Origin of the sequence: Dokdonia sp. Asnod3-C12 (genome assembly GCF_045063975.1) — a bacterium.
Classification (GTDB): Bacteria; Bacteroidota; Bacteroidia; order Flavobacteriales; family Flavobacteriaceae; genus Dokdonia.
The window spans coordinates 1775499-1801198 of sequence record NZ_JBEFNY010000003.1; the positions used below are offsets into that span (position 1 = coordinate 1775499).

21 protein-coding genes are annotated in these 25700 nt (G+C 38.0%); 11 read left to right on the forward strand and 10 right to left on the reverse strand.

All coding sequences use genetic code 11. The annotated features are described in order from the left end of the window. Positions 1–91 precede the first annotated feature (91 nt). Positions 92–1627, forward strand: a complete 1536-nt coding sequence (locus tag ACJJVW_RS08205; protein ID WP_405221221.1) for a glycine--tRNA ligase — start codon at positions 92–94, stop codon at positions 1625–1627. A gap of 117 nt (positions 1628–1744) precedes the next feature. Continuing rightward, complete coding sequence (locus ACJJVW_RS08210) at positions 1745–4678, forward strand: proprotein convertase P-domain-containing protein (RefSeq protein ID WP_405251296.1); 2934 nt, start codon at positions 1745–1747, stop codon at positions 4676–4678. Positions 4679–4755: 77 nt separating this feature from the next. Here ACJJVW_RS08210 and ACJJVW_RS08215 read toward each other — a convergent pair whose 3' ends face one another. Both ACJJVW_RS08215 and ACJJVW_RS08220 read right to left on the reverse strand, forming a co-directional pair. After that, positions 4756–5097 (reverse strand): hypothetical protein, encoded by a 342-nt coding sequence (locus ACJJVW_RS08215; protein WP_405251297.1) that lies wholly within the window; start codon positions 5095–5097, stop codon positions 4756–4758. A 38-nt stretch (positions 5098–5135) separates the two neighbouring features. Continuing rightward, complete coding sequence (locus ACJJVW_RS08220; protein WP_405251298.1) at positions 5136–8561, reverse strand: hypothetical protein; 3426 nt, start codon at positions 8559–8561, stop codon at positions 5136–5138. Between the two features lie 118 nt (positions 8562–8679). Between ACJJVW_RS08220 and ACJJVW_RS08225 the strand changes: the two genes are divergently transcribed. From ACJJVW_RS08225 to ACJJVW_RS08235, 3 genes are read left to right on the forward strand one after another with little or no spacing between them, the layout of a single operon-like run. After that, positions 8680–9444, forward strand: coding sequence for an exodeoxyribonuclease III (locus ACJJVW_RS08225; RefSeq protein WP_405251299.1), 765 nt, complete (start codon positions 8680–8682; stop codon positions 9442–9444). A gap of 14 nt (positions 9445–9458) precedes the next feature. Continuing rightward, the gene (locus tag ACJJVW_RS08230) at positions 9459–10442 is read left to right on the forward strand and encodes an OmpA family protein (RefSeq protein WP_405251300.1); all 984 of its coding nucleotides are present in this window, start codon (positions 9459–9461) and stop codon (positions 10440–10442) included. A gap of 60 nt (positions 10443–10502) precedes the next feature. After that, a complete protein-coding gene (locus ACJJVW_RS08235) occupies positions 10503–11537 on the forward strand; it encodes an aldo/keto reductase (RefSeq protein WP_405251301.1) in 1035 nt (344 codons plus the stop codon). A gap of 92 nt (positions 11538–11629) precedes the next feature. On the opposite strand, the gene ACJJVW_RS08240 is transcribed toward ACJJVW_RS08235, so the two are convergent. The 6 genes from ACJJVW_RS08240 to panC all read right to left on the reverse strand — a co-directional run bounded on the left by ACJJVW_RS08240 (position 11630) and on the right by panC (position 17754). Beyond that, positions 11630–12769 (reverse strand): peptidoglycan DD-metalloendopeptidase family protein, encoded by a 1140-nt coding sequence (locus ACJJVW_RS08240; protein WP_405251302.1) that lies wholly within the window; start codon positions 12767–12769, stop codon positions 11630–11632. Positions 12770–12890: 121 nt separating this feature from the next. Then, entirely contained in the window at positions 12891–14261 is a 1371-nt protein-coding gene (gene radA, locus ACJJVW_RS08245; protein ID WP_108877672.1) for a DNA repair protein RadA, read from the reverse strand. A gap of 120 nt (positions 14262–14381) precedes the next feature. Next, complete coding sequence (locus ACJJVW_RS08250; protein WP_405251303.1) at positions 14382–15527, reverse strand: alpha/beta hydrolase; 1146 nt, start codon at positions 15525–15527, stop codon at positions 14382–14384. A 47-nt stretch (positions 15528–15574) separates the two neighbouring features. Continuing rightward, positions 15575–16480, reverse strand: coding sequence for a lysylphosphatidylglycerol synthase transmembrane domain-containing protein (locus ACJJVW_RS08255; protein WP_405251304.1), 906 nt, complete (start codon positions 16478–16480; stop codon positions 15575–15577). 53 nt (positions 16481–16533) lie between these two features. After that, positions 16534–16884 carry an aspartate 1-decarboxylase gene (gene panD, locus ACJJVW_RS08260; protein WP_013750424.1) on the reverse strand — a complete coding sequence of 117 codons (351 nt, stop codon included), beginning with the start codon at positions 16882–16884 and terminating at the stop codon, positions 16534–16536. A 21-nt stretch (positions 16885–16905) separates the two neighbouring features. Continuing rightward, entirely contained in the window at positions 16906–17754 is an 849-nt protein-coding gene (gene panC, locus ACJJVW_RS08265) for a pantoate--beta-alanine ligase (RefSeq protein WP_405251305.1), read from the reverse strand. Positions 17755–17864: 110 nt separating this feature from the next. On the opposite strand from panC, the gene ACJJVW_RS08270 reads away from it, so the two are divergent. From ACJJVW_RS08270 to ACJJVW_RS08295, 6 genes are all read left to right on the forward strand, one after another. Further along, positions 17865–18677 carry a glycogen/starch synthase gene (locus ACJJVW_RS08270; RefSeq protein WP_298322777.1) on the forward strand — a complete coding sequence of 271 codons (813 nt, stop codon included), beginning with the start codon at positions 17865–17867 and terminating at the stop codon, positions 18675–18677. A 7-nt stretch (positions 18678–18684) separates the two neighbouring features. Further along, complete coding sequence (locus tag ACJJVW_RS08275) at positions 18685–20442, forward strand: DUF4270 domain-containing protein (protein ID WP_298322774.1); 1758 nt, start codon at positions 18685–18687, stop codon at positions 20440–20442. A 12-nt stretch (positions 20443–20454) separates the two neighbouring features. Beyond that, entirely contained in the window at positions 20455–22302 is a 1848-nt protein-coding gene (gene glmS, locus ACJJVW_RS08280) for a glutamine--fructose-6-phosphate transaminase (isomerizing) (protein ID WP_298322771.1), read from the forward strand. Positions 22303–22609: 307 nt separating this feature from the next. After that, positions 22610–24118, forward strand: a complete 1509-nt coding sequence (atpD, locus tag ACJJVW_RS08285) for a F0F1 ATP synthase subunit beta (protein WP_108877678.1) — start codon at positions 22610–22612, stop codon at positions 24116–24118. Between the two features lie 48 nt (positions 24119–24166). After that, positions 24167–24445, forward strand: a complete 279-nt coding sequence (locus tag ACJJVW_RS08290) for a F0F1 ATP synthase subunit epsilon (RefSeq protein WP_405251306.1) — start codon at positions 24167–24169, stop codon at positions 24443–24445. Positions 24446–24515: 70 nt separating this feature from the next. Continuing rightward, positions 24516–24992, forward strand: a complete 477-nt coding sequence (locus ACJJVW_RS08295; protein ID WP_405251307.1) for a hypothetical protein — start codon at positions 24516–24518, stop codon at positions 24990–24992. 10 nt (positions 24993–25002) lie between these two features. Here the strand turns inward: ACJJVW_RS08295 and ACJJVW_RS08300 are convergent, their stop codons facing one another. Continuing rightward, positions 25003–25212, reverse strand: a complete 210-nt coding sequence (locus tag ACJJVW_RS08300; RefSeq protein ID WP_405251308.1) for a helix-turn-helix domain-containing protein — start codon at positions 25210–25212, stop codon at positions 25003–25005. Positions 25213–25215: 3 nt separating this feature from the next. Further along, positions 25216–25692 carry a hypothetical protein gene (locus ACJJVW_RS08305; protein ID WP_405251310.1) on the reverse strand — a complete coding sequence of 159 codons (477 nt, stop codon included), beginning with the start codon at positions 25690–25692 and terminating at the stop codon, positions 25216–25218. Positions 25693–25700 lie beyond the last annotated feature (8 nt).

The following is a 25700-nucleotide window of genomic DNA, read 5'->3' on the forward strand; positions in this document are numbered from 1 at the left end:
TTTTATTGGTTTGAGAGGTTTTTACGCTTTCGCGAAAGCGTAACCTTATACCTCATCAATATTAATAGATTGCATAATTAATCTACAGACTATGGCTCAACAAGACGATCATTTTAAAAAAGTAATATCTCACGCAAAAGAATACGGCTACATCTTTGGTAGTAGTGAGATTTATGATGGCCTAAGTGCTGTGTATGACTACGGTCAAAACGGTGTTGAGCTTAAGAAAAACATACGCGAGTACTGGTGGAAGAGTATGGTGCAAATGAACCAAAATATTGTAGGTCTAGATGCCGCAATATTTATGCACCCTACAACATGGAAAGCTTCTGGTCACGTAGACGCATTTTCTGATCCACTTATTGATAATAAGGATTCAAAGAAGCGCTACCGTGCAGATGTACTCGTTGAAGATTATGCAGAAAAGCTCAATCAGAAAGCAGAGAAAGAAATTGCTAAGGCTGCAAAGCGTTTTGGAGAAAGCTTTGATAGAGTGCAATATGAAGCGACAAATCCTAGAGTTATGGGGTATCGCGAGAAGCAAAAAAGTGCAACCGCAAGACTTGCACAATATCTAGATGCGGAAGATCTACCAGCAGTAAAAGCACTTATAGAAGAACTGGAAATAGGATGTCCAGAGTCTGGATCAAAAAACTGGACAGATGTACGCCAGTTCAATTTGATGTTTGGAACAAAACTAGGAGCATCTGCAGAGACAGCGACAGATTTATACTTACGTCCAGAAACGGCTCAAGGTATATTTGTAAATTTCTTAAACGTCCAAAAAACAGGGCGTATGAAGATTCCATTCGGAATTGCTCAAACAGGAAAAGCATTTAGAAACGAGATTGTTGCGCGTCAGTTTATCTTTCGTATGCGAGAATTTGAACAAATGGAAATGCAATTTTTTGTACGCCCAGGAGAAGAAATGAAGTGGTACGAGCACTGGAAAGAGACACGCTTAAAATGGCATAAATCATTAGGCCTTGGAGAAGAGAATTATCGTTTTCACGATCATGAGAAACTTGCGCATTATGCAAATGCAGCAACAGACATAGAATTCAACTTTCCATTTGGGTTTAAAGAGCTTGAAGGAATACACTCTAGAACAGACTTTGATCTTAAAGCACATGAAGAGCATTCTGGAAAGAAATTACAATTTTTTGATCCAGAGCTCAATGAGAGTTATGTGCCTTATGTGGTAGAAACATCAATAGGGCTTGATAGAATGTTTCTAGCAGTATTTTCTGCATCACTTCAAGATGAAGAATTAGAAAATGGAACTTCAAGAGTTGTATTAAAACTACCAGCAATCTTAGCTCCTGTAAAAGCGGCTATTTTACCACTAGTAAAGAAGGATGGATTACCAGAAGTAGCACAAAAAATCATCGATGATTTGAAATACGATTATCGTGTAGCATATGATGAGAAGGATGCAGTAGGCCGTCGTTACAGACGTCAAGATGCAGCTGGAACTCCACTTTGTATCACCGTTGATCATGATACACTAGAAGACAATATGGTGACAGTAAGAGATAGAGATACAATGGAACAACAACGTGTTTTAATCACAGATTTACCAGATATTCTCAATAAGAAAGTGAATTTTAGACATTGGATAGCTTAAATCCAATTACTTATAATTTTAAAAAACACTCATTTCATGGGTGTTTTTTTATGCTTTAGATTCAGATTTTTGTATTTTTAATAACTTTTTAACAAACAAACCACTAAAAACTACATTATGAAACAAATCTACTCACTGCTGGTCGCAGCTCTCTTAGCCTTTAGTTTCGGGGTGTCTGCTCAGCAAACAAAGCCTGTTGGTCCATTTTCTGTAACAACAGCAGCTACTGTAACTCAGATGCCATCAATACAATCCCGCACTACTCTGATACCATCTGTAGATAAAAAAATAAAGATGCAAGATGGTCGTGCTACTAAGAATCAAATACTTATCGGTAAAGGAAGCAAAGGAGTAGACGCGTTATCACAAAGTCAACATAGATCTCAAGGAACTGTTCCAGGTAGAATGCCGAGCCTTGTTGTAGAAACGGCACTATCTAACTCACAACCTACTGATCCTTCTGGCGCTGTAGGGCCTAATCATTATTTTGCAGTATTCAATACTGGATTTAGAATTTTTGACAAAGAAGGTAATCCATTAACTACGCAACTAGGGACTGAAAATATCTTTCCAGCTTCGGGATGTTGTGACCTTACCGTTTCATATGATAATCTTGCAGATCGGTGGGTAGTATCATTTCTTGGAGGAGGAGTGCAGATTGCTATTTCTAATGGCCCAGATCCAGTAACTTCAACTTGGACTGTGTATAACTTCCCAAGTATATCAGACTATAATAAGCTGTCTGTATGGAGAGATGGTTATTATGTAACTGAAAATACTGGCGGATCAACAAAATTATGGGTTCTAGAAAGAGCATTTCAAGATGATGGGACTCCAGATCCTGCCGCGCAAATGGCGGGATTTGAGTTGCCAGGTATCGTTACTAATGGTTTTCACAGTCCACAAGCGTTAAATATTACTAATGACAATCACCCAACTACTGGTGGATGTCCAATAGTATACCTACAAGATGATGCTTGGGCTGGTGTAGCTACAGATCATATAAAGTTATGGGAAGCAACTATGGATTGGGATGACACTTCAAATTCAGTGGTTTCTGCACCTTTAGAAATTGCTGTAACAGAATTTACTTCTGTATTTGACGGTGGTTCTTTTGTGAATTTAGAACAACCTAATGGGGGAACTTCTATCGATGCTTTACAAGCAACGATAATGAATCAAGCTCAATTTAGAAAATTTGGAAGTCATAATAGTGGAGTGTTTAATTTTGTTGTCGACGTTGATGATTCAGGACAAGAACTTGCAGGAATCCGCTGGATGGAGTTACGTCAATCTGAAGATGGTGGAGCATGGTCACTTTTTCAAGAAGGTACCTACACTGCCCCAGATGGTAAACATGCATGGCATGCTTCAATGGCCATGGACCAAAATGGTAATATAGGGATGGGATATTCTGGTATGGCAGGTTCAACTACTCCAACAGATGGGAGTGTAGATGTTGTCTTGAGTTCTTATTATACGGGTCGTTATGCTGCAGACCCACCAGGCACAATGTCTGTAGAAGAAACGTTATTAGCTAAAGGATCTGGAAATATACCAGGAACACGTTATGGAGATTATGGTAAAATGGATGTTGATCCTAGTAATGATAAAGGCTTTTGGTTCTTAAACGAATATGTTGGAACAAGTGGTCGTGCAAATGTGTTAGGAGTATTCCAACTTGCTCCAAACCTTCCTAACGATGTAGGTGTTACTAGTATAGATACTCCACTAGATGGAAATCTTACTGCTACAGAGCAAGTAACAGTTACAATTTTCAATTTTGGTGAGAATGAAGCTTCAGATATTGAAGTTAATTATCAAATTGATGGAGGTACTTTAGTCACAGAAACTTTTGCTGGCCCAATAGCATCATCTACATCTGCACAATATACTTTTACAGGAACAGGTGATTTTTCAGTAGAAGGTCAAACATACAGTATTACTGCATCAACAAATTATAGTATAGATGAAGATAATATCAATGATTCGACTACGAGAGAAGTAACAAATATTTCTCCAACAGATTTAGGTGTTATTGCTGTGACAGCTCCTACAACTGGAGAAAACTTAACAGTAGAAACAGTTACAATTACGATAGAAAATTTTGGATCGGTAGCTCAAAGTGGATTTGATGTTACTTATTCAGTAGATGGAGGTGGATTAGTTACAGAAAACGTTGGAACTGCAAGTGTAGCACCTGGGGAAACTCTTTCTTATACTTTTGCGACAGGTGCAGATCTAAGCACTATAGCAACATATATTATTGAAGGGGCTACGGCATTAACAGGTGATTTTGATAGCACTAATGATGCTGCGTCTACAATGGTTACAAATTTATCTTGTCTCTCAACAGATAATACAGAATCTCAAGCAGTAGGTCCGGATGCTAATACTGTTACTGAGTCTATCATAGTTATAGGAAATGATTTTATCATTACAGATGTAAACCTTACCATAGATGTATCCCATACTTGGGATGCTGATTTATTAATAGAGCTTGTTGCGCCAGACAATACTATCGTGGAACTTGCTCCTAGAGTAGGATCTAGTGGTGATAATTTCACTAATACAACTTTTGATAGTCAGGCAACAGTGAGCATAGTAGATGGAACTGCACCATTTACAGGAGTATTTGCACCTAGTGGATCTCTTGATGTTTTAAATGGATTAACTTCTGCGGGAGATTGGACACTTAGAATTACGGATAACGCAGGAGGCGACGGCGGAACTTTAAATAACTGGAGTTTGCAATTATGTGCTGCAGAAGCTCTTTCTGTGCCTGAGCCTTTCTTAGTAGGGACTGATTTAAATGTTATAAACAGAGGAAATAATCAATTTGATATTTCGCTGAATACAACTGAGATTAATGATCGCCTAGACCTTAATGTTTACAATATGCTTGGTCAACGCTTACTTAATCATAGATTGTTTAATGGTGGTAATGGATATCAGTTTGACTTAGATATGTCTTATGCAGCAAAGGGTGTATACATAGTAAAAGTTGGAACAGGTGACGTTGGAAAAGTACAGCGCATCATTGTTCAATAAGAATAAATTACGTTTAGAAAAAAACCCATTGCATTAGCAATGGGTTTTTTTATTCATAAAAATTAAGAAGTCTCTTTTTACTTCTCCATCTTCATTTCCGTAATACCTACAGGACTTGCCTTATCGCACCTATTCATGCGTCGTTGTGGAGTATACTTAAACCAAACGCTTGCTCCATCCTGCATGAAATCCTTATCTATGGTCATAGGGTCAAGATGACGTCCATCTTCAAGCTTAATTGTCCACTCACAATCGCCTTCTGCTTTAGAATGTACAATAGTTCCAGATGTATATCCAGTTGTGTCAAAATCCATAAGTGCTGTTTTAGTATCCTCTGTAGCAACCGCTTTTTGCCCACAGCAAGAAAAAGCCATGATTGCAGCAAGTGACATACCTGTAATGTATAATCTTGTTCTCATAATTAGGTAGTTTTCGTTTCCTTAAAGGTCGTCAAAATTTAGAAGAAAGCCTTAATCTGAATATTACCTGTATGGATAGTTCGTGTTTCTTCACTTTTACGCCCAAAATAAGATACATTCAAATCTAAAAATTTGGTAATTCTTTTTTGTGCGATAGCATTCCAAGTAAAATTTGTTCCTGGTTGTAATCCTTCTAAAATTTGATACGCTACTGGACTAAATGCGCTTCCGCGAAAATCGTTATTGATATACGTAAACTCCCCAATTAATGATACCTTTTCTAAATCTGCTAATGCAAAGGAAATACCAAGATTTTGTTGATCAAGTTGTTCTTGGTCACCCGTCGTGTTATTCTTATTTTGGTATTCGTAAAAGAGTGAGACCCTCGATTGTTTGCCAAAAAGATATGAGAGCTTAGGGTTAACACCGTAGTTGTCTATACTGAAATTACGAGTTGTAAAATTCTCTGCACTACTTTCTGTCGAACCTAAATCTCCTTTGGTATTAAAGAGCCAGCTCTCCTTTACTTTGTGTAGGAAGTTGAGTTGATGACTTTGTACTACACTTTCTTGTAATCCCGTAGAGAGAAGAATTTTTGATGTATTTGATAGAAATGAATAGGAGGTTGTGTAGCGTTGCTTTCCTCTATTAAAAAACAATGTATTTCTAAAGTTAAGCGTAGCGCCTATTTCATTTTCATCCTCATTAAATGGGTTCAAGCTAAAATCATTATCAGTGCGCAATACTCGTTTATCTAAGATATAGCTAGACTGATTGTAGAAGTGGGAAAGAAACTTTTTTATTCCTTTAAGTCCAGACCACTGTCCAGGCTGTAATGTGAGTTGCTGGCTTAGTTTGTTTTGATGTGTTCTTACAAATACTTGATTTGGGAGTAGTATTCTCACATAATCTGCTTGATCTTGAAACTGCGCTATCTCAAACTCTTCTAGCTCTTGGATACCGTCTCCATTATAATCATTCCATGTGTGGGTTCCTTGACCTTCATCTACTTGAATAAAAGTAAATTCTTGTTGAGGTTGAGTTCCGCTATTGGTTTCAAAAACCGTGTTAAGTCGGATGATGTCATTTGCAAATCGCTGATTATAAAGTAGTCTTGAGTTGAGCGAATTTTCATCTTCTCGTTGATCTTCATAACTAAGATTACGGTAATTTAGAAAGAGTGAGACGTTCGTTTTCTCATTTTTTATCAATTGGGATTTTAAGTAATACGTATTGGAAGTATTTACACGTGCGATGCGATTAAGTCGTACACTATCATTTACACGATATTTATATCCAGCTTCCATATAGACGTTTGTGCTGTCTCCCACGCCAGAAAAAGCTTTGTAAGCACTAAATCGCTGACTGTTTGGAGTTATAGAATCATTCCTCTTTGTGACTCTAACGTTGTCCTCCATATTAAATGAAGCGCCTATCCATGATTTTTTAAATCCGTAAATGGCATTTACGTCTGCTCGTGTAAAGTCTGTATTGAGTTGTACATCATCTGTACTAAGCGTACTTGCATTAATCGCAGTTCTCAAATTACCAAGGTGCCAGTTGGCATTTAGACTGTGTCTGTAACCATTGTAAGCATCTTGAAAATTTAGATGTTGAAATTGATAGGTAATTGCTCCTTGCTCTGTACGAGCATAATTGAGTCCTACGGTAGTAAAGTGTTGAGTTCCTAGTAGGGTTCCTCCAGCTTGAGCTAGTGAGTTCTCGACATTCCAGTCTCGGTTAAATTCTATATTGTAAAGCCCTTCAATACTTCTAAAATCTTCTTGTATAAAATCCCAACTCCCAAAAGCGCGAAAGCTGGATAAACTATCATTTTTATATAGCAGCTGATTTACGTCTACATGTGCAGCATAACCATTATTGTCATCATCATCTAGCGTAGAGAATGTATTTGTGTCATTATTACTTCCTGCAGCTTCAAAGTTTATTGTAGTTTTTTCTGAAGGTGTGTAGCTTCCATTTACTACGCCTAATTGTAATACGGTAGGAGCAAAAAGTTGTACTTGAGGAGCAAAAGAACCTTGTGAAATATCATTAATAGGGGCAACATATTGAAATGTACGCTGTAAAGTATTTGTCGTGCTTAAAATGTAATCTCCTTGGTTTTCTCCTACATTAGTAAAACGTACTTGAAATAGTTCTTCCTCAGGATCGGCGCTAAATTCAAAAGCTTCGACGCCATTTACAACAATCTGTCTGTAGAGAATCTTATTTTCGTCAAAGGTGTCTGAGATTGCGCTAGGGGCAATCATTTCTTGCATATCATCACCAGCTTCTTTTAAAATAGCAACCTGTTCGGAGGTGAGATTTTGTTGTAGTGGTTGATTCTTAGCATCACTTTCTGAGTATACGTGAGCAGATATTTTGAGTTTATCGCTTTCGCGAAAGCTTCCTCCTCCATACGCCAGAAAGCGAGTGTAACGACGTTCAGAAAATTGATAGGCAACATTAATGCGCATTTCACTAGTGATGGGATAAGTCGCATTAAATCGAATCTCTCCAGCATTATAATCGATAATATAGTCTTCGCTTTCTCCACGTGTGAGCGGTATGCCATTTACATAAACAGTCTCACTACCCGAAACAACTAGAACAAACAACTCACCATTAGGTCCAGTGAGTTTATAAGGACCTTGATTGCCTTCTTGTCCGGTAAAAGTACTTTGTGTAAAAACACCTCGCACTAAAGCCCCAGAAGCATGTAAGTCTGTTTGTTTATCATCTGAATGATTCAAGGTGCCACCTAGGGATAAGCCTTGGATTTTTTTTGTAAATCTGCCAAAGTAGGTGTCCTTGTTTTCTAGATTGATATCACCAGCTCTTATATTCCAATTGTCAGAAAATAGCTCGATAAACACTTGGTCAAACTCATCTAGATTTTGAGAGTATCCACCTTGCTGGCTAGGTATATTTGCATCTTGTATAGAAGCGCGTAAGGTAACGCGCTCACTTAGCTTTCCACTTATTTGTAAGTCAAGCTCTGAGTTTAAGGTGCTGTTTTGACTATTGCCTACAGCGACTCCTCTCAGTATACTTCCGCTCACGTTAAGGCCAGAAAATGGAGTGACAGTATTTGTTCTCCTGTCCTCACCTAGGCTTATTACCTTATTAAGGCTCCCAGTACTCGTCACGATCTGGCTAGGGTCATACTGAGAGTAAGCACGCGTGAGAAAATCAGGATAAACTTTATATGTTACAATGAGAGAATCTGGAAGTGCTCCATTTTTCGCGCTAAGCGTAATGATACTTTTTCCATAATCAACACTATAAGCTGTACTGTCTATTGTTGTGCCTTGTAGCGTGGTAATTTTAAATAAGGATGGATTTATACTTACAGAGTCTAAAAGTACAGAGTCTCTTGCTGCAATTCTTTTGGTACGCGTTTGTTGTGCTAGAACAGCACTGGTGCATAATAGTAAAAGAACTGTGTAAAATACGCGCATCAATAGTAAAACTCTAGGCTGAGGTAAATATTACAATGATTCAAAGGTAAACTTTATAAGTTTTTTACGAGGTGTGGAAAAACCTAATTTATAACTTAGCAGTCCAATACAGCATACTATGAAAATTATCTCTTATAATGTAAACGGTATCCGTGCAGCTTTGCGCAAAGATTTTGCCACCTGGTTGCAACATACAGACCCAAATGTGGTGCTGTTGCAAGAGACAAAAGCAACGCCAGACCAAGTGGATACAGCAGTTTTTGAAAGTCTAGGATATGAGCATTACTGGTTTAGCGCACAAAAAAAAGGATACAGTGGTGTGGCTATTCTCACAAAGAAAACACCTAAAAATGTAGTTTATGGAACGGGAATCGAATCCATGGATTTTGAAGGTAGAAATATAAGAGTTGACTTTGACGATGTTTCTGTGATGAGCATGTACTTGCCATCAGGAACAAATATTGCCCGTTTAGAGCATAAACTGGAATACATGTCGTTATTACAAGATTATGTAAACGAGATTAAGCAGGATGTTCCAAATCTTGTGATAGGTGGAGATTACAATATTTGTCACGAAGCTATAGATATTCATGATCCCGTACGTAATAAAAACGTGAGCGGATTTTTACCTGTAGAGCGTGAGTGGATAAGTAATTTTATGGACAGTGGTTTTATAGACTCTTTCCGTCATCTTAACAAAGAGCCAGATAACTACACATGGTGGAGTTATCGTGCAAATGCGCGAGCAAATAACAAAGGATGGCGCATTGATTATAACATGGTAAGCGAGCCTCTTAAAAATAATATTGAACGTGCTGTGATTCTATCTGATGCTGTGCACAGTGACCACTGTCCGCACATGGTAGAATTAAAATTATCTTAAAAAAAATGAATACAATGTTTAAAAAATCCCTTCTTATAATACTTGCGATAAGCGCACTTACTTCTTGCGTTCCTGCAAAAAAGTTTAAAGATCTTGAAGCAAGCTATAGCAGGTTGCGCAAGGATAATCGTAGCCTTGAGGATAATGTAAAGGACTTAAAAGCTGAGCTTAAAAAGACGAACGCAGTGTATGATAAAGTCTCAAAAGATTTAGGCTCAAGTATAATTAGAGTAGAGGAGTTAGAAGGGGAGTACGCTTCCGCGAAAGCTAATCTGGAACAACTACAAGCAAGTTATGACGCTCTAGAATCTAATAGTAGTGCGACTATAGCCGAAAATTCTCAGAAAAACAGACAACTTCTAGCCGAACTAGAGACTAAACAAAATGATCTTGCCGAAAAAACTGCTGCTCTAGAAGCAGAACGTACTCGTCTTGAAAAGTTACAAAAGGATCTAGCAGAACGCTCTGCGAGAGTAGATGAGCTAGAAGGTGTAATCGCAGCAAAAGATGCTACAATGAGAGCGCTTAAAGAATCTATCTCAAAAGCACTTACAGACTTTGAAGGAAAAGGTCTTACCGTAGAGCAACGTGATGGTAAAGTATATGTATCACTAGAGAATAAGCTTTTATTTGATTCTGGTAGCTGGACCGTAGGCGCAAACGGAACAAAGGCTGTAAAGCAATTAGGTAGCGTGCTAGCAGATAATCCAGACATCGCTGTGCTTATCGAGGGACACACAGATAATGTGCCTTACGGAGGTAGCGGAAATCTAGCAGGAAACTGGGATCTCTCTGCAAAAAGAGCAACAGCTATTGTTGAAATTTTACGCACAAACAGAGATATAGATCCTAAGAATCTAACAGCAGCGGGCCGTGGAGAATATGCACCCGTAGCCGAAAATGATAATGCAGAGAACAAAGCAAAAAATAGGCGTATAGAAGTAATCTTGACACCTAAACTTGATGAGGTGACAGCTTTGCTTAATGATATTGATTAGATAAAACGAGAGCTGTATAGTTGCACAAAGACGCAATGATTTGTGTCAAATCCAATACTTATGAAATACACAACAATACCAAATACAGATATAAAAGTTTCAAAAATTTGTTTGGGATCAATGACTTGGGGCCGCCAGAATACGGAAGCCGAAGGCCATGAGCAAATGAATTATGCACTTACTCAGGGTGTAAACTTTATTGACACGGCAGAGATGTATAGCGTGCCTTTTCAAGAGAAAACGTATGGTGCAACAGAAAAGGTAATAGGTACTTGGCTTGCTAAAAATAAGAACCGAGATCAGATTGTTCTTGCTTCAAAGATTACTGGCCCTAGCCCAACATTTGCTTCTGTAAGAGATAATCTTGGTTTTTCTAAAGAAGCTATTGATGATGCATTGCACAAGAGTTTAAAACGTCTCCAGACGGATTATCTTGATTTATACCAATTACACTGGCCAGAGCGTAACACAAATTTCTTTGGAAAACGAGGGTACACTCACAATCCAGATGAGCAGTGGGAAGATAATATTGCAGAGATTCTTGAGTCTCTAGACACCTATGTAAAACAAGGAAAAATTAGAAATATAGGACTGTCTAATGAGTCTCCTTTTGGCCTGATGCGTTTTGTAGAAGAAGCTAGAAGAGGTGCGCCAAAGGTTGTAACCGTCCAAAATCCTTATAATCTTCTTAATAGAAAAGATGAGATAGGTCTTACAGAAGGCTTACATCGCGAGAATGTAGGTTTGCTACCATATTCTCCTCTTGGATTTGGGCAACTTACAGGAAAATATCTAGACGGTTATCCAGAAGATGCACGTGTGACTTTGTTCCCTAACTACAATCGTTACCATAACGACAACGCATTTGAAGCAACACGTCGTTATAAAAAGATTGCAGATGAGCATGGATTGAGTCTTACACAAATGGCACTTGCATTTGTGACAGATAGACCTTTTGTAACTGGTAATATTATAGGGGCTACAAGTATGGAGCAACTTAAAGAAAACATTGGTAGTGCAGATATTACACTATCTGAAGAGATTTTAAAAGCGATAGACGAGGTGCACGCAGCAATACCAAACCCTGCTCCATAGCAAAAGTACATCGCTGTATGTAAAAAAGGTGCGCTGTAAAGCGTGCCTTTTTCTTTTCATGCTTTCGCGAAAGCGTAATTATCTACATTAAATCATGTAGATGGAATGGACTTTATAGCCGTTTTATATAGATATCCTTGTAAACTATCATAAGCACGTACATGAAACCAATTGCCTGTTTTTTCTAGCAACAAGACAGTATCCTTTCTCTTTAATGTGCCAATTTTTTCTGAAGTCGAAGTAGGTGATACGCGCATCGTACTATTATTCTTAAGTAAACCTAGACAGCTAGATAGCGAATCGGAAATAAGAGGTAACTCCGTTTGTTTAATGTATGGATATGGGTTGATGGCGCCTGTACGATTATATATGCCAAAATGTAAATGTGGAGGTGTCGTTCTGGCATTCCCAGTATTGCCTACTAAGCCAAGTGTATCTCCTATTTTTACACGCTGTCCAGTGGTAGCGATTATGCTATCTAGGTGCGCATAATATAGCGACTGACCAAAAATACCGTCACGTAACCACACTTGTTTACCTCCTAGACCACGATTACCTGTGGAGGATATCATACCATCAGTAATCGCTACGACGGGGGTTCCTCTTGCTGCAAAAATATCTACACCCTCATGGCTACGCTTGCCGCGGCTTCTAGAAGCTCCCCAGAAGCTTTGAGCCGCCTTATTATCTTTTCCGCTTACTGGAAAGCTGTATTGTGGTTTTGTATATATTTTTAATGCAAAGGAAGAGCTTGCGCCTATTTGAGGTTGTACGAGGAGTGTGTATAATCCGGATGCAGTAATCTCGGTAGTGATTTTTCTCTCATTAGGAGCATTGGATAACCTAGGCGTTGGATTCATTATAGAATCACTCTCCCACGTAAAAAGATCAAGGAATATGGCGGTTGAGTCTACATTGTTTTCAACTTCCGCATGAAAAATCTCACCTGCAGCGAGTGTAAATGTATAGCGGTAGGGAATCAAATAGGTAGAAGAATAAGTGCCTACAGTGGTATGCGGAATATCCGAGAGTGCGTTATTGCTTAGTGCTTTTTTTTGATACGCTTTCGCGAAAGCGGAATTCCATGATTTATAAATACTATCATCTTTCTCAAAACCACGAGCGTAAACTTCGCGAGCCGAGGGTTGCGTGATGGCGTCTGTGGCTTTTTGAATTTGGTTACAGCTTATTATGGCAAGAAGTAATAAAGTGTATAGAATCTTTTTAAACATAGCAGCAACTATGCAGAAAAGGTGCCATGTGCATACAAGAATCATTCAGATATTGACGCAATTGATTATATGTGAACGTTTTTAAAAGCTTCTGTATAATGAGGCTCCATTATCTAGTAGCTTACCCAAAAAGGTGCCTCACGACATCATGAACTTTGGCTACTTTAATCACATTGATGTGATAATTAGTATCAGGTATTTTGCAATATTTTGAAATCACGATGCTTGTAAAACCTAGTTTTTCTGCCTCTACGATGCGTTGTTCAATACGGTTTACAGGGCGCACTTCTCCTGCGAGACCTATCTCTGCTGCAAAACACATAGATTTATCTACGGGGATATCTACGTTGCTTGATAATACTGCTGCTACCACTGCAAGATCTATAGCAGGATCATCTACAGTGATTCCTCCAGTCACGTTGAGAAAAACATCTTTTGCCCCTAGTTTAAAACCTGCTCGTTTTTCTAATACAGCGAGAAGCATATTGAGTCGCTTTACATTGTATCCTGTAGAGCTACGTTGTGGTGTTCCATACACTGCAGTACTCACAAGCGCTTGAATCTCAATCATAAGCGGTCGCATACCTTCCATTGTGGTTGCGATTGCTGTACCGCTCAAGTCTTCGTCATTTTTTGAAATGAGAATCTCACTTGGATTACTTACTTCTCTCAATCCTGAGCCTTGCATCTCATAAATACCCAGTTCGCTAGTACTTCCAAAACGGTTTTTGTGTGCTCTTAAAATTCTATAAACGTGGTTACGATCTCCTTCAAATTGAAGGACGGTGTCGACCATGTGTTCAAGAATTTTTGGTCCAGCAATATTTCCATCTTTTGTGATGTGACCTATAAGAATTACAGGTGTTGCTGTTTCCTTAGCAAATCGTATCAGCTCTGAAGTGGTTTCACGGATTTGTGAGATACTTCCAGCGGTGCTTTCTATATGATCAGAATGTAGCGTTTGTATAGAGTCTATAATCACAATATCTGGCTGCATCTCTTCTATATGCCTAAAGATATTTTGAGTTTTTGTCTCTGTAAGAATATAACACTGGTCGCTTTCTGGATTAATGCGCTCAGCACGCATTTTTATTTGCTGCTGACTTTCCTCTCCAGAGACGTAGAGTGTTTTGTAAGGTAGTGCTAGTGATATTTGTAATAGTAAAGTACTTTTTCCTATTCCAGGTTCTCCACCTAGAAGAGTAAGCGACCCAGGAACTAAGCCACCACCTAGAACACGGTTAAGTTCGCCGTTTTTAGTGTTCATTCTAGCCTCAGAAGCGGTAGAAATATCGGCGATTTTTAGGGGTTTACTTGTACGAGTAAGTCCAGAAACCTTTGCGGTTTCAGACTTCCAATCCTTTTTATCTACTTTTTGTACAACCTCCTCAACAATGGTATTCCACTGCTTACAAGCATTACACTGGCCTTGCCATTTGGCATGCTGTGTGCCACAGTTCTGACAGAAAAAGGTAGTTTTTGTTTTGGCCATAAAATGAGTAATCTGCTTGCAAAATTAGAGAATCACACCTCCTTTTAAAATTATTTTGATTTAAATAATATGTGATTTACAGCGCAAGAATGCGCTATAAAAAGTGGGTGTTATAAGTAATTAATAACCAAAGTCTTGTTTGATTTGGTCTGCTCTATCTAGCATTAAATCTTTAGTAAGAAATGAAACTTCTTCTAGTAAAAAAGCATTTTGATATGCACGCATCGCCTTTTTAGGTTCTCCAGATTTCTCTAGTGATAGTGCAAGGTAGTAGTTTCCTAACATCGTTTCTGGGTATTGCTTGCGAGCAACTTTTCCAAGTTCTTCAAGGCCTTCCCAGTCTCCTTTTTTCTCAAGCGCTGTAGATGTTGCTATAAAGTCATTAATGCGTATAGGGTCATCTAGGCCAAAAAGCGTTTTAACCGTTGCATACTTATCTATTAGATAGTTATAAGGAGACTCGCTAGGTAATATTTTCTCTTTATACTCTTTTTTGCTAATAGGGCGATAGATAGAAAACATGTTTTCTAGTGCCTTTGGTATAGCGCGACCTACGAGTGAGTAGTGCGTAGCACCGTCAAAATTGTCAAAATTATATTGAACATTCTCATTTTGCACCTGTTTCATCTGAGCGTCTAGTTGAATAATAGGATCGCGTAGTACACTTATATCGTCACTTGCTGTTGCGAGGTAATAGAATATTTTTTGCTTTGCTTGTCCCAATCTAGCGACAAGGCGCTCTTCCATTTGTGGTGCGAGATCTGGACTTAAGGAAATGTATCCTTGAAATAGCGCAGGATCTTTCATTAAGTAGTAATTCATAAAATTTGCGGTCATATCATGGCCTACTGCAATTCTAAACGTACTAGTTCTGTAATTTTCATCTAGATAAGGCATTACTTCTAAGCCTAAAAATTCAAAGAATGAAGCTCCAGTGTCAGATGGAAGGTTACTTACATCATCATAAAATGTATCATCATCTCTACTGTCTACTTGATTAATACCTACTACAATAACTTGTGGCATTTCTTCCCAGTAGCTATAATAATCTACATTACCAGCTACGGGTTCAAATAGGTAGTCGCCATCCATAACTACAATTACAGGATACGATTTTTCTATATTCTCATCATAATTGCGAGGTAACTGTATTTTAAGCTGTCTGGATGTGCCTAGAATTTCTGATTGAATCTCTTTGTAGTCAATTTGAGAAGAAACTAGTACACTGTAAATACAGAGTATTAGGGTAAGTAGATTTGTTTTCATGTGGGAATAACTTTTTAGTTATTAGGATAGTCCTAAAATATGAAAAATTACCGTCTTTTAATGAGTAGCAAGATAAGTGCGCAAATGCCGCCTATGATTACATTAAAAATAGTTTGGGTTCCCCAGAGGAGCCAGCCAAAGGTTGCGCCATCTTCGTATCCAAAAAAGGTAAATATTGCTGCCATAGCTATGGGATACAAACCCATTCCTGCATTTGTGGCGCTCATTGCAAATGCGCCTATTACAAAGGAAGCAAGGATAACCCCTAATGGAGCCTCTGCAGTGCCAGGTACCGTATATTTCATGATCCAAAACATACCTATATACATACCCCATATAAATAAGGTGTGTAGTATAAATGCAGTGTTATGCTGCATATTTAGAATGCTTTTTACCCCATCAAGAAGTCCGAGTCCAAACTTTCTAATCTTCTGAATAAAAGGGTGTGATGATTTTTTAAGTAATCGTAAACCAAAAATTCCAGTAGTAAGACCTACAGCAAGTAGTACGATAAAACCTGTGGGATTTGCATTCTCTTTAAAGTAAGCTATGAGCGCTGTAGATTGTAGGACTACAGCTGTAGTCATGATGAGGAGCAGTACGATAAGGTCTGCAATGCGCTCTGCTACTATAGTTCCAAAGGCTTTCTCAAAAGGAATGTTATCTGTTTTTGAAAGGCTTACACCTCTTAAAACCTCGCCAGATCTAATGATAAAGGTATTTGCAAAATAGCCAATCATAATAGCCATAAAGCTTGTGATGAACTTAGGCTTGTACCCTAAAGGCTCTAGTAAATATTTCCAGCGGTATGCTCGAGAAAAATGACTAAATAAACCAAATAGCAGCGAGATAACAATCCATAAAGGATTCACCATTTTTATCGCTTCCCACATATCGCTGCGCTCTACCGCAGTCATTTTACTAAGTTGATACCAAACCAAAAAAACTCCCACGAGTGGGAGTAAGATTTTAAGCGCGAGACTTTTATGTTTATTACTTATCAACGTTAGTTGAGCAAGTTTGTTTCTTCATTAGGGAAGCATAAAGTAGGTTTAAACTTTTTTGCTTCTTCTACTTCCATAAAGGCGTATACAATTAAGATAAGCGTATCTCCTTTTGCAACTTTACGAGCAGCAGCACCGTTTAAGGTGATTTCTCCACTCTTTCTTGGTCCAGGGATTGCATACGTCTCAAGACGCTCTCCGTTTGTTACGTTTACAATTTGTACACGTTCTCCTTCAATTATATTTGAAGCGTCCATCAAGTCTTCATCGATGGTAATACTTCCAATATAATGTAACTCGGCACCCGTTACTTTAACGCGGTGTATTTTTGATTTTACAACATTTACTAGCATAGTGCAAAGGTAATAATAAGTTTAATTTAGGGCTATATTATCTATAAGTCTAATCTCACCAGCATAAACGGCAAGAAAAGCTCGGTATTGTTGATTTTTACGCTTTCGCGAAAGCGTACTTAAATTTTTAATATTTGCAATCTCAAAGTATTCAAGGTCAAGACCTTCTTTTTTCTCAAAAGCCGCTGAAACATAATTCCTCAATTGTAGTGCAGAGTGCGTGTCAAAATTATTCTTCACATACTGCAGCACTTCATAAATAAAAGGCGCAATAGCAAGTTGAGTCTCAGTAAGTCGTGCATTGCGACTACTCATGGCAAGGCCGTCTTCTTGCCTGTGAATAGGGCAGCCTATAATTTCTAGAGGTAGTTTTTCTTTTTCTACAAGCTTGCGCACAATAGCAAGTTGTTGATAATCTTTCTCTCCAAAATATGCTTTGTCTGGATTTACTTGTCTAAAAAGGAGATTTAAAACAGTGCCTACACCATCAAAATGTCCTGGCCTGTGCTCTCCCTCCATAACCTTCTCTATGGCTCCAAAATTATAAGGGGTAGAGGAGACCTCATTGCCGTAAACTTCTGTAGCCGTAGGTGCGTAGACTACCACTTTATCTCCATAATACGCTAGAAATTCTAGATCTTTATCTAGAGTGCGAGGATACTTGTCTAAGTCTGAGGCGTTATTGAATTGTGTAGGATTAACAAAAATGCTTACTATAATTAGGGCACAATCTTTGAGTGCATAATCAATAAGTGATGCATGTCCATGATGTAGGGCGCCCATTGTAGGGACAAAACCAACGGATTTGCCATTGCTTTTTGCTTGATGGACGGTCTTAGAAATCTGTTTATGAGCTGTTATTGCTTGCACTTTATTAAAATTTTAACGGGATGCAAACTTACTAATATTAAGACTAAGTGCGTAAAAATTTGTACTTTTGCGTGTTTTTTGAATAGATTAACAACCTAATTTTTACATATATGAAAGATAAGAGGATATTATACGTGTCATCTGAAGTGATTCCATACCTACCAGAGACCGAGATTGCCTCTATGTCGTTTGAAGCTCCTCAAATGGTTAATTCCAAGGGTGGGCAAATACGCATTTTTATGCCGCGTTACGGTAATATCAATGAGCGTAGACATCAACTACACGAAGTAATTAGATTATCTGGGATGAATTTGGTTATCAATGATTTTGATATGCCACTTATTATAAAGGTTGCTTCTATACCTAAGGAGCGTATTCAGGTATATTTTATAGATAACGAAGAGTATTTTAAGCGTAAAGCGACTTTTACAGACGAAGAAGGAAATCTTTTTCCTGATAACGACGAGCGTGCCATTTTCTTTGCAAAAGGAGTTGTGGAGACGGTTAAAAAACTAAACTGGGCGCCAGATATTATTCACGTTCAGGGATGGCTAGCATCTTTATTGCCATTATACCTTAAGCATTACTATGCAAGTGAGCCATTATTTTCAAAGAGCAAAATAGTGACGTCTATATACAATCAAGGATTTGAAGGGGCTCTTAATGAGGAGCTTATTAATAAAATCGCTTTTGATGGTATAGATCCAGAAACTATTAAAGAACTAGAAGATCCTACTTACGAAAACCTTATGAAGGTTACTATTAAAAATAGTGATGCTGCAATTGTAGGTTCTCAGGAGTTAAATGAAGACTTAATGAAAATCCTTAATACGACTAAAATTCCTGTTTTGTCGTATAAGAAGAAAGAGGAGTTTCCTCAGGCTTACGAAGATTTTTACACTACTCAAGTTTTAGAAGAATAGACTATTTATGAGATTGAATAAAATGCTTAAGCAAGCAGCCATGGTTTTGGGGCTTGCGCTGTTGATTATTTCCTGCGAGGACGAGTTTGGTTCTATAGGGACTAGTATTGTAGGAGAAGTTAACTTTGATACAGACCTTGCTCAAGATTTAAAAATCGCAGCTTACAGTCGCAACTATGCAGACGCCTCAGGTTTTAATGGGGTTCAAACTAGTGGTACATCCGTTGGAGTTGTTGGTTTCTATAAAGACCCAACTTATGGTTCTACAACTAGTTCGTTGTTGACTCAGGTAGCTTTGTCTAGTACTGATCCTGATTTTGGTGATGAAACTGAAATTGATTCTGTTGTTTTCTCACTTCCGTATTATTCTACATTAGAAGAAACGGATACGGATGGAAATTCTACTTATTCACTAGACTCTATTTTTGGGAATACTCCAGGTCAAATGAAATTATCTGTTTACAGATCAAATTTCTTTTTAAATAGTTTAGACCCTGCAGAAGACTTTGAGAGCTCAGCAATTTATTATTCTAATGAGATTTCTGAATTTCAAGGAGTAGAAGGGGATTTGTTATTTGAGGTGCGTGATGAGTCAGCTGATGGAATGCAAACAGAAGGTTTTGTTCCTGATGCTAGCGAAATCGTATTAACTACGCCAAATCTTGACGATGCTGGCGATCCAGATGGAACTAATGAGGTAGATAGATTGAGTCCAAGAATTAGACTTTCATATATAAACGGAAATGCTGGCGATGCCGCTGTCCTAGATTATTGGAAACAAGCAATCATTGACCAAGAAGGTCAAGGTACATTGTTAAATCAAAATACAGTAAACGATTATTTTAGAGGATTATATCTAAAAGCAGAAGCTATTGACGATAAGGGAAGTGCTATTCTATTTGATGTTGCAAACCTAAATGTTACTATATACTATTCTTTTACTAATGAGGATTCGACAGTAGATGATTCAGGTGAAGAGGTTTCAACAGGAACTGGAAACATATCTTTAAGGTCTTCAGGTGTACGTGCAATAGCATATGAAAATGATTTTAGTCAGAGTCCTATAGGATCTACTAGTTTTAATGAGTCTCAAAATCTAATTGATGGCGAAGAAAACTTGTATCTAAAAGGTGGTGATGGAAGTATTGCGTTAATTGATCTATTTGGGGCAGATGAGGATGACAACGGTGTTGCAGATCAGTTGGAAGCTTTAAGATCATGTAATATTATTGTGAACGAAGCAAACTTGCAATTTTATGTTCAACAAGACGAACTGAGTACTGGTGGTAGTGGAGAGCTAGAGCCGGAGAGAATATTCATTTATGATTATGAAAATAATGCTACACTGCTAGATGCTCTTATCGATAATACGACAGGAGATGATGGAGTAGTTGATACAAGAACTAACCACTTAGGTCGACTTTCTAGAGAAATAGATGGTGATCTTTCAAGTAATGGTGTTAGTTATAGAATACGTCTTACACAGCACATAAATAATATCATTAAAAATGACTCTACAAATGTGAGATTGGCTTTGTCTGTCTCTCAAAATGTGACTATTGATAACACTGCGTTAATTGGTGGTACTGGCGGTGTTCAAGATGGGCAGCGCGTTCCATTTTCTGGAGTGATTTCTCCAGAGGGAACTATTTTGCATGGAACTGCAAGTTCTGATGAAGAGAAGAAATTAAGATTAAGATTGTATTATACAATAACAGAAGAAATTGATCCTAACAGCCCTTGTGGTTTAGCCTTAGGACTATAATAATTTATAAGTATGTGTGGAATAGTTGGTTATATAGGGCATAGGGATGCTTACCCAGTTGTCGTTCAAGGTTTAGAGAGACTCGAATATAGGGGTTACGATAGTGCAGGGATTGCATTGTATGATGGTACTGATTTAAAGTTCTCTAAGACAAAAGGTAAAGTTGCAGATTTGCGTACAAAGCTAGAATCTGAAATTTCTACGACAGGTAGTATAGGTATTGGGCACACAAGATGGGCAACTCATGGTGTTCCTAACGATGTCAATAGTCATCCACATTTATCAAATTCTGGTGATTTAGTAATCATTCACAATGGAATTATAGAAAACTATGACGCTTTGCGTCAAGAGCTTATAAAACGTGGTTACACTTTTCAATCAGATACTGATACAGAAGTATTGGTAAACTTAATTGAAGATGTAAAGAAAAATGAAGGAGTTAAGCTAGGTAAGGCAGTGCAAATTGCACTTAACCAAACCATAGGTGCTTATGCAATTGCGGTTTTTGATAAAACAAAACCTGACGAAATTGTGGTTGCCCGTTTAGGAAGTCCTCTTGCTATTGGAGTAGGCGAAGATGAATTCTTCATTGCTTCAGATGCCACGCCATTTATTGAGTACACAAATAAGACCATCTATCTTAAGGATGGTGAGATGGCCGTAATACGCAATCATAAGAAATTAAAAGTACGTAAAATTAAAGATGATTCTTTAGTTGATCCGTATATAGAGGAGTTAAAGCTTAATCTAGAGCAAATAGAAAAAGGTGGTTATGATCACTTTATGCTTAAAGAAATTTATGAGCAGCCTCAAGCAATTAAAGATACTTTCCGTGGGCGTATGCTCGTTAAAGAAGGTATCATTAAAATGGCAGGTATTGATGATAACATAGAGAAGTTTAAAAACGCTCGACGTATTATTATAATAGCTTGTGGTACATCATGGCACGCAGGACTTGTAGCTGAGTATATATTTGAAGAGTTTGCTCGTGTGCCGGTAGAGGTTGAGTATGCTTCAGAATTTAGATATCGTAACCCAGTAGTCTTTAAGGATGATGTTATTATAGCAATTTCTCAAAGTGGAGAAACTGCAGATACAATGGCGGCAATTAAACTTGCTAAAGAGCAAGGAGCGTTTGTTTTTGGTGTTTGTAATGTTGTAGGTTCTTCTATTTCTAGAATAACAGATGCAGGAGCATATACACATGCAGGTCCAGAGATTGGTGTTGCATCTACAAAGGCTTTTACTACTCAGATAACAATACTTACTTTAATCGCCTTAAGACTTGCTCAAGCAACAGGTAAAATGGCCGACTCTGAGTTTAGAAAATATCTACAAGAATTAGAACGTATTCCGGCAAAAGTTGAAAAAGCATTATTATGTAATGATCAAGCAGAGCTTGTTGCTGCACAATATAAAGATGCGCCTAACGCTCTTTATCTAGGACGTGGTTATAATTTTCCAGTAGCACTTGAAGGAGCGCTTAAGCTTAAGGAGATATCTTATATTCATGCTGAAGGTTATCCTGCGGCAGAAATGAAGCACGGACCTATCGCTCTCATAGATGAAATGATGCCAGTTTTTGTTATTGCAATGAAAAAGGGTCATTATGAGAAGGTGGTGAGCAACATTGAAGAAATCAAAGCACGTAGCGGTAAGATTATCGGTATTGTTACAGAGGGTGATACGGAGGTTAAAAGACTTGCAGATCACGTGATAGAGATTCCAGAAACGCTAGAGCCTCTTACTCCAATTTTGGCTACTATTCCGTTACAGTTATTATCTTACCACATAGCATTGATGCTTGGTAAAAATGTAGACCAACCACGTAACTTGGCAAAGTCGGTTACGGTTGAGTAATATTTTAATAATCTACTGTTTTGCTTAGGGTATTTTAGAATGCTCGCTAACTAGATTATTTAATTTTTTATAAAAGGACTTATTCGCTAGAAGTTGGATAAGTCCTTTTCTTTTGCATCTATTTTGAAGAAAATCAAATTATTACAGCCGCCGTATATATTCTTTAATCGCTGAATCATGGGAATCATGAAAAGGCTTATAAAAACTTACATTTTGCATTTTTGTATAAAATATTAAACAGTATCTTTGCACCACGAAAAACGATAATTTTTTCGCTTTTATTTCGCTAAACATTAAATAGATACTAATGTCAAAAGTTACAGGTAAAGTTGCACAGATTATAGGCCCGGTAGTAGACGTCGCTTTCGAGAGCGGATCTGAGTTACCAAAAATCTACGATTCACTAGAAGTTACAAATTCAAACGGAGCACTACTTGTTCTTGAAGTACAGTCACACATTGGAGAAAATACGGTACGTACAATCTCTATGGACTCTACAGATGGATTAAGCCGTGGGGTAGATGCAGTTGCGACTGGAGCGCCTATTCAAATGCCTGTGGGTCCAGATATTTATGGACGCCTTTTTAATGTTATAGGTGATGCTATTGATGGAATGGATAACTTGCCTAAGGCAGGTGATGCTGGTTTATCAATACACCGTAGCGCACCAAAATTTGAAGATTTATCAACATCTACAGAAGTACTTTTTACAGGTATTAAAGTAATTGACCTTATTGAGCCTTATGCAAAAGGAGGTAAGATTGGTTTATTCGGTGGAGCAGGAGTAGGTAAAACTGTACTTATTCAAGAGTTGATTAACAATATTGCAAAAGGTCACGGTGGTCTTTCTGTATTCGCAGGAGTAGGAGAGCGCACACGTGAAGGAAATGACCTTTTGAGAGAGATGCTTGAGTCTGGTATTATCAAATACGGAGATGACTTTATGCACTCTATGGAAGAAGGAGGATGGGATCTTTCTAAAGTAGATAAAATGGGAATGAGAGATTCTAAAGCTACTTTCGTTTTCGGTCAAATGAATGAGCCACCTGGAGCACGTGCACGTGTTGCACTTTCAGGACTTACTATAGCTGAGTACTTCCGTGATGGAGCAGGAGAAGGACAAGGAAAAGACGTACTTTTCTTCGTAGATAACATCTTCCGTTTTACGCAAGCAGGATCTGAGGTTTCTGCACTACTTGGACGTATGCCATCTGCCGTAGGTTACCAGCCTACTCTAGCAACAGAGATGGGAGCGATGCAAGAGCGTATTACTTCAACAAAAAGAGGATCAATTACATCTGTACAGGCGGTTTACGTACCTGCAGATGATTTAACAGATCCAGCACCAGCAACAACGTTTGCTCACCTTGATGCAACAACAGTACTTTCACGTAAGATTGCAGAACTTGGTATTTACCCAGCGGTAGATCCTCTAGACTCTACATCACGTATCCTTACTGCAGAGATATTAGGAAGCGAGCACTACAACACTGCGCAGCGTGTAAAAGAGTTGTTACAGCGTTATAAGGAGCTTCAAGATATTATCGCCATCTTAGGTATGGAGGAATTATCTGAAGAAGATAAAATGGCAGTAGGACGTGCACGTCGTGTACAACGTTTCCTTTCTCAGCCATTCCACGTAGCAGAGCAGTTTACAGGTATCCCAGGATGTCTAGTAGATATTAAAGAAACTATCAAAGGATTTAATATGATTATGGACGGAGAGTTAGATCACCTTCCAGAAGCAGCATTTAACCTTAAAGGAACTATCGAAGAGGCAATCGAAGCAGGAGAAAAAATGCTTCAAGAGGCTTAAGAGATTTTTAATTACGCTTTCGCGAAAGCGTACTATAAATTATAAACTATGCATTTAGAAATTGTAACTCCAGAGGCATCTCTAGTAAGCGGTGAAGTATCATCGGTTACCGTACCAGGTGTTAATGGTGAATACCAAATGTTAGATAATCACGCAGCAACTGTTTCTTTACTAGTAGCAGGTACTGTAAAATTTGAAGGAAATCCTACTATAGCAGATGGTCAAGAAGGTAAATTTACCAAAACACCAGACGGTAAGTGGTCACTTGCAATTGCTAGTGGTACTGTAGAGATGAACAACAATAAAGTGATTGTGCTAGCAGATTAAAGCGCATTAACATACACTATTAAAAGCCCAAATTCTTATTAGAATTTGGGCTTTTTTGTATTATTAACGTATGATAAAAGAAGATGTAGTTATATCTCAAGGCTCAAGGTCGTTACTTGAAAATATTATTGCGGCTACTTGTTATACAGCTACAATATTTTGTTTGTATCAATCTTTTGTAGATTTAAAACACGTAGGAGGGTATGCTTATTTTGGTACTACTTGCTTTATGTTTGGTTTACGATATTCTATCTCAAAATATTATCGTTTTAACTTTAAGAATCATCGCTTTAGAGATATGTCTACTATAGGCATTATTGAGTGGGGCAATTGGGTGCAATATGAAGAGTTAAGTTATGTTGCCGTTTTTCTTAACCCTAAAGATTTCTACGAGATTAATTTATGGTACGATGAAAAACGACATTTTAACCTTTCTAATTATCAAGATTTAGATGATGCACTTGATGTAGCTCGTGGTATAGCTCTACAGTTGGAACTAGATGTTTATGATGCGGGTACAGACCCATATAATACGAAATGGCTTTAGGCCTTTATAGCTATTTTTCTGTAGAATACTCCAGTATATTGCCAGGTTGGCAATCTAAGGCCTTACAGATAGCCTCAAGCGTAGAGAAACGCACTGCCTTTGCCTTACCCGATTTGAGTATAGAAAGGTTTGCTGTGGTGATGCCTATGATTTCTGCGAGTTCTTTGCTCTTCATCTCACGATCTGCAAGCACCTTGTCTAAGTTTATCGTTATAGGCATAGATTATATGGTTAGATCGTTTTCAGATTTGAGGATGTGTGCATCCTTTAATACCGTAGTGATTGTTATGATGGCTAGCCCTAATATGATAGTGTAGCTATTCTCAAAGGCATTAATGACCATTTGAGGAGCTTCGTTAGTTTCAGCTTGATTAAAATAGCTCATTAGGTATAGTCTCCAGCAAAGCGAAATAATACCGTATGCGATAAAGGCTACAGCTCCAAAATTGAGCACCTTTATACTTCTCAAATTAAAGTATCCGTATTGTATCATAAACCACAGTCCCTTAGCGACAAGTAAGTGAGCTGCACATAGCACAATGATAGTTGCTACATAAGTTATGATGAGTAAATGACCTTCACCATCTGCATTGAGAAGATCATCTAAGGAGTTATAAAAAGTGATATTGAAGATGACCTTAGCAAGATTTAAAATAAGTAAACCTACAATTACGCCCAGAAGTAATTTTATGTTTTTCATAATAGAAA